This is a genomic window from Paraburkholderia sp. (assembly GCF_036488505.1).
Lineage (GTDB): Bacteria > Pseudomonadota > Gammaproteobacteria > Burkholderiales > Burkholderiaceae > Paraburkholderia.
In genome coordinates this window covers 1-13,784 of record NZ_DASXHN010000239.1, presented here as the reverse complement: position 1 = coordinate 13,784, position 13,784 = coordinate 1, and the positions used below count along the sequence as shown (strand labels likewise).

The window sequence follows — 13,784 nt, the reverse complement described above, 5'->3', positions numbered from 1 at the left end:
CGCTGGTGTTGCTGGCGGTCACACCATTCGGCACGTTGTTCGGGCAATCCGCGTCGACCACGCACGCGGATGCCGGCACGCTTGCCGCTTCCACGGATTTCACGCTCACGCATCACGCGGGCTACGCATTTCATCAGGCGCGGCCGGTGCATGCGCCCAACCAGCAGCCACCGGTTGCTTGCGCGGATCGCGAAGTGGCGCTCGCCACCGGCGTCGCAGCCGCGAACGCCGCGCTCTGGGGGCTGCTCGAAGCGCAATTGCATGGCAAGGGCCGCAGCATCGAATGCGCGGAACTGGATGTGATCGCCCATCTGCTGATCGAACCGGTTGCCGATTACGGACGCGGCGAGCGCACCTTCAGCCGTCTGCGCGAGGAACTGCAAGGCACGGAAGTCGCGGGCGGACTCATCTGGCTTTTGCCCTGCAAGGACGGCTTCGTGATGATTTCGCCGCGTGAAGAACATCAATGGGAACGCTGGGTCGAGTTGCTCGGCAATCCGCCATGGTCACGCGATATCGCACTGTGCGGCGAGCGCAACGCGCGCAACGAGAACTGGCTGGTTCTGCAGGCCGCGATGTCGGTATGGACGCGCGAGCACACGCGCGCGGATGTGTTCGAGCGCGCGCAGGCGGCGCGCGTCGCGTGCTTCCCGGTGAGCGGCGCACGCGATCTGCTGGAAAACGCGCAATTGAACGCCCGCCGCTTTTTCGATGGCTGGCAACGCGCGGGTGGCAAAGCGCTGCCGATGCCGGGCTTGCCATTCGGTTTGCGCACGAGTTCAGGCGCCGAACTGCCGCGCGCGCGCGAGGTCGTTGCGCCTCGGCTGGGATCGGCCAATCACGCGGTATTCGGAGGACGCCTCGGGCTGTCTCCGGGGGAACTGGAAACATTGCGCCAGCAGGGGGTGGTGTGACGACGGAAACGCAAAAAAAGGCATTGTCCGGACTGCGGGTCATCGATTTCAGCTGGGTGCTGGCCGGCCCGATGACCACCAAGATGCTCGCGGGCATGGGCGCGGAAGTCATCAAGATCGAATCGTCGACCCGCCGGGAGCACACGCAGCGTCAGCCATGGTGGGCCGTGGTGAATGCGGGCAAGAAGAGCTGCACGATCAATCTGAGCCGGCCGCAGGGGCCTGAGCTGATTCGCCGTCTGATCGCGCAGAGCGATATGGTGGTCGAGAATTTCTCGAACGGCGTGCTCGCGAAGTTCGGGCTCGACTATACGGCGCTGGCGGCGATCCGGCCTGATCTGATCTTCGTGTCCGCATCCGGCACCGGCCGCGAGGGACCGCAACGCGACGCGCTCGCGTACGGCTCTCTATTGCAGGCCTATAGCGGCCGGGCGAGCGTGGTCGGTACGCCGAACGAGCGGGTCGAGGCAATGGGCATCCTGCCGGCGTGGACCGATCCGATCACCGCGCTGTGGGAGTGCTGTGCGGTATTGGCCGCGATCCGCCACCGGCGCGTGACCGGCGAGGGTGCTTTCATCGATCTTTCGATGCTCGAAAGCACCGTCGCGCTGCTGCCCGAGTTGCTGTTTCGCGAAGCGCTAGGCACTGACACGCCGGCGGCGAGCGGTGCACGCGAGTGGAGCGCGGCGCCCTCCGGATGCTTTCGCTGCGCGGGCGACGACGCGTGGCTCGCGGTGTCCGTTTGCGACGACGCGCAATGGCGCGCGTTGTGCGACGCGATGCGCAAGCCCGAACTCGCGAGCGATGCGCGTTTTGCCGACGCGCGCGGCCGCGCGGCGCATCGGTCGGCAGCGGACGATCTGCTCGCCACGTGGCTCGCGGATCAGCCGCCAGCGCAGGCGCTCGACGCATTGCAATCGCGTGGCGTGCCGGCCGCGCGTTCGCGGCATATCGGCGCGGTGATGGAAGACCCGTATTTCGCCAACGGTGGGTTGTTTCCCGAACTGGCCGACGGCTCGCTCAGCATCGCGCTACCGTGGCAGGACAGCGACGGCTTTCGCGGCGACTTCACACCGCCGCCGCGCCTTGGCGAACATAACGACTACGTGTTTCGCGAGTTGCTCGGGCTCGACGCGGGCGAAGTCGAAACATTGACCGAAGCAGGCGTGTTGCGCTGACAACTGCGTCGGCTTCCCGGGCAATCTATCTGAAGGAGCGGTGACATGAGAGAGAAGGTGGCGGTATGCGAAGTGGGGCCGCGCGACGGCCTGCAAATGGCGCATGACATCATGCCGACGGGGTTGAAGACGCGCTGGATCGCGGCCATCGCCCACGCGGGCGTCGGCGAAATCGAAGTCGGCAGTTTCGTGCCGCCCAAGCTCGTGCCGCAAATGGCGGACACGGATGCGATCGTCAGGGCCGCGCTGAAACAGCCGGGCCTGCGCGTGATGGCGCTGGTGCCGAATCTGCGCGGCGCGCAGGCGGCCTATGCGGCCGGCGCGCATGGTGTCGGCGTGCCCGTTTCGGTGAGCGAAGGTCACAGCCGCTCGAACACGCGCAAGGGCACGATGGAACAGGTCGCCGAGGTGCGCCGCATCGTCGAGTGGGTCAGGCAACAGCAGCGGCCGATGGCGGTCGAGCCCGGCTGTGCGACCGCGTTCGGCTGCGCGATCGACGGCGTGATCGCGCCGCGAAAAGTGATCGAAACAGCGGTGGCGCTGGCAGAAGCCGGCGTCGACGCGATCGCGCTCGCCGACACGGTCGGCTACGGCAATCCGGCGCAAGTGCGAAACATGGTGAAGGCGGTGCGCGCCGAAATCGGCGGCAAGCTGACCAAGCTGCATCTGCACGACACGATGGGACTCGGGCTCGCCAATGCGCTGGCCGGACTGGAAGAGGGGATTCGCTCGTTCGATTCGGCACTGGCAGGCCTCGGCGGCTGCCCGTTCGCACCGGGCGCGTCGGGCAACATCGTCACCGAAGACCTCGTATTCATGCTGGAGAGCATGGGCTTCGACACCGGGATCGACCTGGACCTGCTGATCGCCGCGCGCGAGATGCTGCACGAAGGCCTGCCCGGTGAGCCGATGTTCGGACAGGTGCCCAAGGCGGGCATTCCGAAGACGTATCGCGCGCAGGCGCCGCTTCATGCGTAGACCGTGCGTCCGCGAACGGCTACTGGCATAACCGGATTGTGAGCGCTCAGGCATTCGATTATCTTGTCGGTCACTGCGCCCCGATACGGCGCCCCTGCGCCGTCAAGGAGACCGAGGTGCAACGGAACCGACAAGACGGCGCGGCGGGGCTCGCGCCGGCGTCCGGCGGCGATTACCTGACGCGCGCCGAAACGCTCTCCCTGCTGCACATCAAGCTGCAAACCCTGTATGCGTATGTCAGCCGCGGGTGGATCCGCAGTGTCCCGCAGGGTGATAAGGGACGCCGCCTGTACGCGCGCCAGGACGTCGAGCGCATGAAGTCGCGCGCCGATGCGCGCAGCGGTCACGCGCCGGTTGCGGCGGCCGCGATGCGCTGGGGCGAGCCGATCATCTCCAGCACGCTTACCGAAATCACCGCGCAAGGGCCACGCTATCGCGGCGTCGCGGCGCTCGACATGGCGCGCGCAGGGCAGACCTTCGAAGCGGCCGTGAAAACGCTATGGGATACCGGCGACGAACTCGCGTTGTCATGGCAACCGTGCGCGCGGACGCTGCGCTTCGCCGATGCATGGCCGCGCACCGCCGATTTGCTGCCGCGCCGTGAACTCGTGCGCTTTTTTGCCGATATCGCATTGCGCTTCGGCGGTGAACATCTGCGTGGCGCGCGCTCGTCCGACGCGCAATTCGTTGCGGCCAGCCGCATGATCGCAACGATGGCGCATTGCCTCGTCCATCTGCGCCGATCGCACGATGGCGCGGCGGCGACCGTCGCGCGCAAACGCGCTGGCGGCTTGTCCGCGACGCTGCTTGCCGTGCTTGGCGGCACGCCTTCGCCGCAGCACATCGCCGCGCTCGATGCGGCGCTCGTGTTGTGCGCGGATCACGAACTCGCGCAGGCGACCTTCGTCGCGCGCATCGCCGCGTCGGCCGGGGCCGACGTCGGCGAATGCGTGGCGGCCGCGATCCTGACACAAACGGGACTCACGTCCGCGCGTTCGTACGAAGCCACCGAGGACCTGCTGCGCGCCTGCAAGACCACCGCGCAGGCGCAGCGGCTGTTCGACGAGCACTATGCGGCGCACCGCAACCTGCCGGGCTTCAACCATCCGCTGTACCCGGAGGGCGATCCGCGCGCCCGCTATCTGATCGACGTGACACGGCGGCTCGACGGCCGTCATCCGTCCGTCGAGCCGCTGTACGCGGCACTCGATATCGCCGCGCAGCACGGCTGTCTGCCGAGCCTCGAAATCGGCCTGACGTTGCTCACGATCGCATTGGGGCTGCCGCCACGCAGTGCGTTCGCGTTGTTCATCATCAGCCGTTTGGCGGGATGGGTCGCGCATATCGTCGAGCAGCGCGAATCCGGCGCGCTGATTCGTCCGCGCGCCGATTATCTGCAGGCCGGCCCGGTGTCGAACGGCCCCGAAGACCTTGTGCAAGTCGGCCAGGCAATGTTGGCGGTGGGATCGCCGTCCTGAGCTGAAACTCCAGATGCCGCTGCATGAACGGCCCCCGTGGGCCGTTTTTCTTTTATCCGCCATGACAGCGCACGCGCGATAGTGGGCGCCGCTCATGCCGGCGTTCAAATCAGCCGAAGTTGATTCAACGATCAAGTATTGTGGGTCATCGCGCGCGTCACTAGACTGGCCTTGACTGAATGCTGAATGGCAATAGCAGTCGGGCTGGTGAACAGAACACGCGCGCGTCACGGAACCCGATTGCCTCGCGCTCCACATCACTGTCGCCACGTCTCGAATACGAATAATTAGCAGCACGACACTCTGCCTGTAACGACGCAGGCTCGACATTGAGCGACCATCCACAGGCCGCACAGGAGGAAGACACGATGAGCACCCCAAACAGGGCGATCGGAGCGGATGCGCTCGGCTCGCTTGAAAGGGCGGACTATCCGTCAGGTCCGATCACGACCGGCGCCGTGACTGCCCGCTTCGACCGGTTGCCGATGACCGCGACCCTATGGAAGCTGCTCACGCTCGTCGCGCTCGGCGGATTCTTCGAACTCTACGATGTGTATTTCGCGGGCTATATCGCGCCGGGCCTGTTTCACGCGGGCATTCTTACGCCGACCACGCCTACCTTCTTCGCGATGAACGGCCTCGCCGGCTTTCTCGCCTCGCTATTCATCGGCCTGTTCATCGGCACGATCGCTTTCGGCGGTCTCGCGGACCGCTTCGGCCGGCGCCGCGTATTCGCCGCGTCGATGCTGTGGTATTGCGTCGCGACCATCGTCATCGCGTTTCAGGACACCGCGCTCGGCCTGAACGTATGGCGTCTTATCTGCGGCATCGGGGTGGGCGTGCAATACGTGACGATCGACTCTTACGTGTCGGAGTTGACGCCGCGTCACGCACGCGGGATGGCATTTGGACTCGTGTATGGCGTCGCGCAGATATGCGCGCCGTTGATCGCATTTCTCGCATGGGTGCTGGTGCCGATCGCGCCGCTCGGCTTCGACGGCTGGCGCTGGGTGATCGCGCTCGGTTCGGCGGGTGCGTTGCTGGTGTGGTATCTCCAACTACGCCTGCCCGAATCGCCTCGCTGGCTTGCGCAGAAAGGCCGCCTCGACGAAGCCGACCGAGTGATGCAGATGATCGAAGCGCGCGTGCGCAACGACTACGGCAAGGACTTGCCGCCACCCGCCGAGACGATAGAGGCTGAAGAGCAGAAGGGCACGCTGCGCGAAGCGTTCAGTCCGGAGTATCGCAGCCGCACGCTGATGCTCGTGGTTGTCAATTTCTTCCAGACGATCGGCTACTACGGTTTCGTTAGCTGGATTCCGACGCTGCTTATCGCGAAGGGAATCATGGTGACCCGCAGCCTCGAATACACGTTCCTGATCGTGCTGCTCTATCCGATCGCGCCGTTTGTCGTGATGCTCGTCGCTGACCGCTTCGAGCGTAAATGGCAACTGGTCTGGAGCGCGATATCGGTGGCGGTGATCGGCGTGCTCTTCTCGATGTTGAAGGCGCCTGGCTGGCTGATCGCGGTGGGTATCGTGCAGACGCTGGTGGTCAACTGGCTGTCGACCATCGTGCATACGTACCAGGCGGAACTGTTTCCGACTCGCATGCGGGCTGGCGCGGTGGGCTTCGTCTATTCGTGGAGCCGGTTATCGTCGATCTTCGTCGGCTTCTTTATCGCGTTCTTCCTGCGCGAGTTCGGTGTCGAGGGTGTGTTCGCGTTCATCGGCGGCGCGATGGCGATCGTCGTGGTCGCGGTGGCGTTGTTCGGGCCGCGCACCACGGGTCTTGCACTGGATGACATCGCTCGATGAGTGTGGGTCAGGTGGCGCGGCGCGCTTTTCACCGGCAGCGGCTGATCTTTGGCTCGGCTGCCGCGGAGGGATGGCCGCCGCGCCGGCACCTGTCCAACCGTTGAATAGGCGCTCGCCACAAGCCGCTGCCCCGACTCGAACCCACTGTTCGAAGCCGTCCACAAAACTCCACATATTCCCTGGAAAATCGGCGCCACATTACCTACATTTAATCGAGCCGGTTTTCCGCAGGCCCGTTCAGCAGTTCTCCCCTCTGCGAAGCCGACCCGTCCTGACAAAGCTATCAGCGGTTCGAAGTCGTACGCTTCTGTTGTCTGCGAGGGTTGCGCGATCGTGCTTTTTACGCCGTTAGTTCGCTGACCGCGTGAATGATTGCCGCCCAAGCGCGGCCATTCATAGGAACAATAAAAAGCACGGAGACGCTCATGCCATTCACCCGCATTCAAGAAATTGTCGGTTTGCCTTTGCTGGCCGTCGCATTCGGCCTGTCCCCGGCCTATGCCGCCGACGAAGTTCAGAACAGCTCGACGACCACGGCCGCGCCGGTGCCGTCGACGCTTCAACCCGTAAGCCAGGCGCAGCTCGACCAGGCCGCCACGACCCAGGCCGCCTGGCTGCATTCGAACGGCTCATATGCGCAGACGCGCTATTACCCCGGCTCGCAGATCAACAGGACGAACGTTGCGAAGCTCAAACCGGCGTTCATCTTCCAGACGGCGGTCAACGAGTCGATGGAAACCGCGCCGATCGTGTCGAACGGCGTGATGTTTCTGACGACGTCGTTCAACCACGTGTACGCGGTGGACGCGACGACCGGCAAGGAGTTCTGGCATTACAAGCACAAGATGGGTCCGGTCACGACCTTCTGTTGCGGGCCGAACAATCGCGGCGTCGCGATTTCGGGTGACCGGCTCTATATGGGTACGCTCGACTCGAAGCTCGTCGCGCTCGACGCCAAAACCGGCAACGTGCTGTGGCAAAGCCAGATCGCCGACCCCGACGAGGGCTACTCGGAAACGATGGCGCCGACGGTCGTCGACGGCAAGGTGCTGATCGGCACGAATGGCGGCGAATACGGCATTCGCGGCTTCGTGAAGGCGTTCGACGCGAATTCCGGCCAGTTGCTATGGACCTTCTATACGATTCCGGAAAGCGGCCAGGAAGGCGCATGGGCCACCAAAGACGCCACCGGCCGCGACGAAAAGCGCGACATCGCCGCGGAGAAGAAGCAGTTGGCCGACAAGGGTGGCGACTTCTACAAGACGCTCGGCGGCGGCGTGTGGATGACGCCCGCGATCGACCGGCAGACGCATACGGTGTTCTTCGTCGTCGGCAATCCTTCGCCGGACCTGTATGGCGCGATCCGGCCGGGAGACAACCTGTATACGGATTCGCTGGTCGCGATCGATCTGGATACCGGCAAGTACAAATGGCACTACCAGTACGTGCCGCATGACGTATGGGACCTCGACGCGGTCAGCCCACCGATTCTCGTCAACGTGCGCGACACCGACGGCAAGATGATTCCGGGCGTCGTCCATGCGGGCAAGACCGGTCACGTGTACGTTCACGATCGCGCGACCGGCCGGCTGATCCGCTACTCGCAGGCAATGATTCCGCAGGAGAACATGTGGACGCTGCCGACCGCCGAAGGCGCGCGCATGCTGCCGGGCGCGAACGGCGGCGTCGAGTGGTCGCCGATCGCGTTCGATCCGCAAACGCGCCTCGTCTACGCGGCCAATCTGCATCAGCCGATGACCTATCAGGTCGAGGAAGCCGCCTATCCGGGCGGCAGCAAGCTGTGGCTCGGCGGCGCGTTCAAGGTGATTGCGACTGAACAGCAGTGGGGCAAGCTGTCGGCGGTGAACATCGACACCGGCAAGATCGCGTGGGACTACAAGACCGACCAGCCGTTGATCGGCGGTGTGCTCGCTACCGCCGGCGGCCTCGTGTTCAACGGCGAAGGCAATGGCCTGTTCCGCGCGTTCGACGCCGCGAGCGGCAAGAAGCTGTGGGAGTTCCAGTGCGGCGCGGGCGTCAATGCACCGGCGGTCTCGTACACGGTGAACGGCAAGCAGTACGTCGCGGTCGCGGCGGGCGGCAATACACAGCTCGACTTCAAGCGTGGCAACAGCGTCGTCGTGTTCGCGTTGCCATGAGGCCAGCGCGACGGGGAAAGCTGGCTTCAGCGCGCGCAATACGGATGGCCCTGCTATGCGGCTGGTTTGCCGTTGCGGGGCTGCCGCCCAGCGCGCGCGCCGACGCCGAGGCGGGCAAGGCGAAAGCGCAGGTGTGCGTGGCCTGCCATGGTCCGATGGGTAATTCCACCAGTCCGGACTATCCGATTCTGGCCGGACAGACCGCGCGCTATCTGTACCTCGAACTAAAGGACTTCAAGGAAGGGCGGCGCAGCGACCCACGTATGTCGCCGATGGCGGCGAATCTGTCGCGCGAAGATATGCAGGATCTCGCCGACTACTTCGCCGCCCAAAAGCTCGTGCCCGTGCCGTACAAATCGGATGGCGCGAGCATCGAGGCGGGCCGCAAGAAAGCGGCCGAGGTGCTGTGCACGATGTGTCATCTGGGCGGCTTTGCCGGGCAGAACGAGATTCCGCGTGTGGCCGGTCAGCAGTATCAGTACATCGTCAAGCAGTTGCAGGACTTCCGCTCGCACACCCGGACCAACGACGCGGGCAACATGGCCAGCGTGACGCGCAATCTGAGCGACGACGACATCCGCAACCTGGCCGCCTATATCAACAATCTGCAGTAGCACGGAGCAGACATCATGAAAGCCATATTCATCCGCCCGATTGCGCTGGCTGTGGCGCTCGCCGCTTTTTGCGGCGTGTGCGGCCCGGCATCGGCGCAGGATCAGGGAGACACCAACCGGCAACTGCTGGCCGCCGCGAAAGACGACGACCAGCAGTCGCTGCTCGCTGCATTGCAACGCGGTGCGTCGATCGACGCGATGAACCGGATCGGCGACACCGCGCTGATCACCGCGTGCAAGAAGGGCGATACCGCGATGGCGAAAACGCTGATCGAGCGCGGCGCGAACGTGCAGCATGCGAGCGCGCCCGGCGTCACGCCGCTGATGGCCGCCGCGTACGGCGGCTTCGAGCCGATCGTCGCGCTGCTGCTCGCGCATGGCGCCGATCCGCTCGCGACCGATCGCGTCGGCAAGACGGCGATGGAATACGCGGCGGGGCAGGGGCAAACGAAGGTCGTGGGGACATTGCTCCAGGCGGGCATCGACGTGAACAGGACCTACAAGAACGATCTGACCGCGCTGATGTGGGCGGCGGGATACGATCGCGCGGAGACCGCCCAGTTTCTGCTCGCGCATGGCGCGAACCGGTCGTTGAAGGACAACCGGGGCATGACGGCGAAAGATATCGCGGTGCAGACGAAGTCGGAGCGCGTGGCAGGCTTGCTGTCGGCGGGCTAGTTGGGTAATCGCACGACGGCGTGCGGGCAGCAGCGCGGCGTCCGGTCCAGGTGCATGCCGGTGCCTTTACGTCGCGCTCGAATCGACCTGCGCTTGCGTCAGCGCGCGTGGCCGCCATGCGGCGAGAAGCGCCGGCAACGCTTCGAACGAATCGATCAGCGCGTCGCCGCGCAGCGCGCCGGCGCCGCTCTCGCCGCCATACCCGTAGCTGACGATAAACACCGGCAATCCGGCGGCGCGCGCCGCCGCGACATCGACGGCGGAGTCGCCGACCAGCACGCAATGCGTGGGGTCCGCATCGAGCAGACGGCACGCGTGCCACAGCGGTTCGGGCGACGGCTTCATGCTCGTCAGCATGTCGCCCGCCACCAGCACGTCCAGATACGTGGCGAGCCCGGTCATCTCCAGCAAAGACGCGGCGAGCGCTTGCGGCTTGTTGGTCACGCAAGCGCAGCGATAACCGCGCTGTCGCAGCGCGTGCAGTCCGGCCATCACACCGGGAAACACACGGCCCAATTGTCCGTTCGTCGCCGCATAGTGGCGCTCGAACACCCGCTGCGCATGGTCGATATCGAACGAGTCGCCGAGCCTCGCCGTTTGCAGCGAGCGCTGCACGAGGTTGCGCACGCCTTTGCCGATGAACCCGGTTACGGTAGCGAACGGTAGCGGCGTCGCGCCGAGGTCTTCGAGCATGCGGCTGACCGCGGCGACGATATCGGGCGCGGTATCGACCATCGTGCCATCGAGGTCGATCAGCAGCGCGTCGTGGTGAGGGCTCATGGTCATTGCGTGCTCGCGTTCAGTGGCATGGGTGCGGCCGCATTGACTCCATGCACCGCGTCGCGATGCCAGCGGCGCACCACTGGCAGGTCCACCCAGCGAAGAGATTCGCCGCGCACGGTCTGCTCGAGCGGCGTATGTGGATCGCCGAGATGAGGCAGCACCGCGAGCGCGCCATCGAAGCAATCGCGCGACGTGTACGCGGTCGGCGTGACGATCACCGGCACGCGCGCGCCACGCGCCGCGAGCAAACCATTTTCGGAGTCCTCGAACGCAAGACAGGCCGCAGCCGGCAGGCCGAGTTGTTCGAGCACGTCGTGATAGACGTCGGGGGCCGGCTTTTTCGCGTGCGTGGTGCCCGCATCGCCGATTGCCGCGAAGCGCGTGCGCCAGTGCGCGCCGAAATGAGGCTGCAGCAACGCGTCGAGATTGGCCAGCGTGGTAGTCGTCGCGATCGCGACGCGGATGCCCGCCGCGTTCGCTTCATCGATCAGACGCGCGATACCGGGGCGCAGGGGCAAACCGTTGCCGCGCATTCGCTCGGTGTAGTGACGGGTTTTGAGCGCATGCAGCGCATCGACGGCTTTCAGCGCCTGCGCACCCCCCGCTTCTTCGCCTTCGACCATGCGCCAGTAATGCAGCAGACGTTCCTTGCCGCCGGCCACTTTCAGGAGGCGCATATAGAGCGCTTCGTTCCAGCACCAGTCGAGCCTCGCTTCCGCGAACGCGGCGTTGAACGCGTGCAGATGCGCGGTCTCGGTGTCGGCGAGCGTGCCATCGACGTCGAAGATGAGAGCTTGCAGCGGGGCGTGCATCGGCCGGTCCTTGCGAGGGGGTATGCGGGTTCAGACACCCCACGATAGCCGAGCCGTACGCCGATTTGAATTCAGAGATTCTTTCGCCGTCGATAAACCGCTGCTTAAGTTATTTGCCTGGCTGCGGATTCGTCACGAAGCCCATCTTCGTCAAGCCGCCGCTCTGCGCGGCCGACATCACCGCGGCCACCCGTTCATACGGCACCTTGCGGTCGGCGCGCAGATGCAACTCGGGCTGCGGGGCGGCGAGCGCCGCCTGGGCGATGCGCGCGCGCAGGCCATCGTCGCTGACGGGCTGACCGTCCCACAGAATCGAACCGTCGGCTTGCACAGCGACATCGACATGCGCGGGCTTGACCGCTTCGGGCTGGCTGCTCGCATGCGGCAGATCGATCCTGACCGCGTGCTGCATCGCCGGAATCGTGACCAGAAAAATGATCAGCAGAACCAGCATCACGTCGACGAGCGGCGTCATGTTGATCTCGTTCATCAGCGCCTGATCGTCGTCGTCGGAAAACGGTGTCATTGCCATCCGAGGTCTCCGTCACGGGTTGCGCTGCCGTTGCGCGGCACCACGCGCATCTGCGGGCCCGCGCTCGACGGCAATTGCGAGCCGGTCACGAAGTACGCGTGCAGGCCGTGCGCGAAACGCTTCAGGCGCGCGACGACCGAGCGGTTCGCGCGCGTGAGCCCGTTGTAGCCGAGCACCGCCGGAATCGCGACGAACAGGCCGAAGGCGGTCATGATCAGCGATTCGCCGACCGGTCCCGCGACGTGATCGATCGAGGTCTGGCCGGTCTCGCCGATCACGATCAGCGCATGGTAGATGCCCCACACGGTGCCGAACAGTCCGACGAACGGCGCGGTGCTGCCGATCGACGCGAGCACCGCGAGGCCGCTTTGCAGCCGCGCGATTGTTTCGTCCATCGTGTCCTGCAGACGCCGCGTGATCCAGTCGGACACGTCGATGCGGTCGTGCAGATGCTGCTGCGTCTGCCGATGGTGCGTCGCCGCTTCATGGCCGGCCAGCGCGAGCGCGAGCAGCGGGTTGTCGTGCGGGCTCGACGCCGGGTGGCCGAGAGCGCGCAAGCCGTCGTCGAAGCGGTCCGCGCTCCAGAAGCGCGCGTCGCCTTGCCGGGTGACGCGCCGCAGCCGCAGCACCTGCAGGAACTTCACGATGATGACCGTCCACGACATCACCGACATGATCACGAGCACGCTCAGAATGCCGCGCGTGACGAGATCGCCCGATGCCCAGACGTTTGCGATTCCGTAGTGTTGCATGACTGTTTCCTTCGTTTGTGGTCCGTGTTCTTTGATCGCGCGGAGCCGCGGGCCGGTCGTTCGTCGATGCGGGTCATTCGGTCAGTCCGAACACGAACGACTGCGAGTATGCGGCGCGAACCGGCGTGCCGTTTTCGCGGTACGGCTGGCAGGCGCCCGCATGAACCGCGGCGAGCGCGGCGTCGTCGAGCCGCTCGTAGCCGCTGCCCTTTTGCAGTTGCGCGGTTTCGATCCGGCCGGTGAGTCCGACGACGAAGCGCACGACGGCCGTGCCGTTTTCGCCGCGCCGTTTCGAGATGTCCGGATAGTCGGGCTTTGGAATCGAGCAGTCGACATGCGACACGTTTCTCGGCTCGGTTGACGCGGGCAGTGCGGATTGGGCCGCGGGGGCGGGCGCGATCGACGGTGCCGCGGTGGCAGCGGGCGTCGCAGCAGGGGCCGGTTGCGCGGCAGCGGACGGCGCCGTGCTTTCGGGCGGCGCGATGGGCGCGGGCGTCGGCGCGTTGCGCGCCACGTGCGGGCGCGGCTGAGGCGCCGGTTTGACGCGCACGGCGGGGCGGGCAGGAGGCGGTGCGGGTCGGCTCACGGCAGCGGGCGGGGGCGGCGCCGCACGCGCGGCGGCAGGGGCAGGGGCAGGGGCAGGCGGCGCCGGCTCGGGACTCAACAGCAGGGCTGTGATCGTGCGCGGCTCGACGGTACGCTCGACAGTTCTATCGCGTGCCATCAGCACCAAAGCCAGCAGCACCAGATGCGCGACGATCACGGCGCCCAGCACGATTGCGACGCGCCGGTAGTCCGTCGCGGGATGCATGGCGTTTGCGCGGTTTGCGATGGCGACTTGCAGCATCACTGCACCTCCGCGGCTATTGTCCCCCCGTGCCCGGCGTTTTAGAACCCGCGCTGCGCGGCGTCAGTCAATTCGGGAAATTCTCCCGCCCGATGTTCGTTGTCAAACAATCGCCCAGTGGGCTACTTTGAATGAATGACGCGAGCGAATCGCGGCGCTGCGATTTCACCACGGAGTAAAACAATGCCGGAGACACGGATTCACCCCCGAAGCATGCCGACCCGCACACCACGCTATGGCGT

Annotated in this window: 13 protein-coding genes; 8 read left to right on the top strand and 5 right to left on the bottom strand. The window is 65.5% G+C overall.

Annotated features, from left to right (window positions below):
• The 8 genes from VGH68_RS14770 to VGH68_RS14735 form a co-directional block, all read left to right on the top strand.
• A partial coding sequence (locus VGH68_RS14770; protein ID WP_331604387.1) for a CoA transferase occupies positions 1 to 914 on the top strand: 914 nt, incomplete at its 5' end.
• A complete protein-coding gene (locus tag VGH68_RS14765) occupies positions 911 to 2,092 on the top strand; it encodes a CoA transferase (protein WP_331604386.1) in 1,182 nt (393 codons plus the stop codon). The genes VGH68_RS14770 and VGH68_RS14765, both read left to right, overlap by 4 nt.
• 45 nt (positions 2,093 to 2,137) lie before the next feature.
• Complete coding sequence (locus tag VGH68_RS14760; protein ID WP_331604385.1) at positions 2,138 to 3,070, top strand: hydroxymethylglutaryl-CoA lyase; 933 nt, start codon at positions 2,138 to 2,140, stop codon at positions 3,068 to 3,070.
• Between the two features lie 116 nt (positions 3,071 to 3,186).
• Positions 3,187 to 4,548, top strand: a complete 1,362-nt coding sequence (locus VGH68_RS14755; protein ID WP_331604384.1) for a citrate/2-methylcitrate synthase — start codon at positions 3,187 to 3,189, stop codon at positions 4,546 to 4,548.
• Between the two features lie 368 nt (positions 4,549 to 4,916).
• A complete protein-coding gene (locus VGH68_RS14750; RefSeq protein ID WP_331604383.1) occupies positions 4,917 to 6,365 on the top strand; it encodes an MFS transporter in 1,449 nt (482 codons plus the stop codon).
• A gap of 425 nt (positions 6,366 to 6,790) precedes the next feature.
• The gene (locus tag VGH68_RS14745; protein WP_331604382.1) at positions 6,791 to 8,524 is read left to right on the top strand and encodes a pyrroloquinoline quinone-dependent dehydrogenase; all 1,734 of its coding nucleotides are present in this window, start codon (positions 6,791 to 6,793) and stop codon (positions 8,522 to 8,524) included.
• A 44-nt stretch (positions 8,525 to 8,568) separates the two neighbouring features.
• Positions 8,569 to 9,138 (top strand): c-type cytochrome, encoded by a 570-nt coding sequence (locus VGH68_RS14740; protein ID WP_331604381.1) that lies wholly within the window; start codon positions 8,569 to 8,571, stop codon positions 9,136 to 9,138.
• 15 nt (positions 9,139 to 9,153) lie between these two features.
• Positions 9,154 to 9,816 (top strand): ankyrin repeat domain-containing protein, encoded by a 663-nt coding sequence (locus VGH68_RS14735; RefSeq protein WP_331604380.1) that lies wholly within the window; start codon positions 9,154 to 9,156, stop codon positions 9,814 to 9,816.
• Positions 9,817 to 9,882: 66 nt separating this feature from the next.
• Here the strand turns inward: VGH68_RS14735 and gph are convergent, their stop codons facing one another.
• The 5 genes from gph to VGH68_RS14710 all read right to left on the bottom strand — a co-directional run bounded on the left by gph (position 9,883) and on the right by VGH68_RS14710 (position 13,542).
• Positions 9,883 to 10,602 carry a phosphoglycolate phosphatase gene (gene gph, locus VGH68_RS14730; RefSeq protein ID WP_331604379.1) on the bottom strand — a complete coding sequence of 240 codons (720 nt, stop codon included), beginning with the start codon at positions 10,600 to 10,602 and terminating at the stop codon, positions 9,883 to 9,885.
• Complete coding sequence (locus tag VGH68_RS14725; protein WP_331604388.1) at positions 10,599 to 11,399, bottom strand: HAD-IA family hydrolase; 801 nt, start codon at positions 11,397 to 11,399, stop codon at positions 10,599 to 10,601. Before VGH68_RS14725 ends, gph begins: the two co-directional genes overlap by 4 nt.
• A gap of 121 nt (positions 11,400 to 11,520) precedes the next feature.
• On the bottom strand, positions 11,521 to 11,943 hold the full coding sequence (locus tag VGH68_RS14720; RefSeq protein ID WP_331604378.1) for a biopolymer transporter ExbD: 423 nt from the start codon (positions 11,941 to 11,943) through the stop codon (positions 11,521 to 11,523).
• Positions 11,934 to 12,695 (bottom strand): MotA/TolQ/ExbB proton channel family protein, encoded by a 762-nt coding sequence (locus VGH68_RS14715; protein ID WP_331604376.1) that lies wholly within the window; start codon positions 12,693 to 12,695, stop codon positions 11,934 to 11,936. Before VGH68_RS14715 ends, VGH68_RS14720 begins: the two co-directional genes overlap by 10 nt.
• Before the next feature lie 73 nt (positions 12,696 to 12,768).
• On the bottom strand, positions 12,769 to 13,542 hold the full coding sequence (locus VGH68_RS14710; RefSeq protein ID WP_331604375.1) for an energy transducer TonB: 774 nt from the start codon (positions 13,540 to 13,542) through the stop codon (positions 12,769 to 12,771).
• Between the last annotated feature and the right edge of the window lie 242 nt (positions 13,543 to 13,784).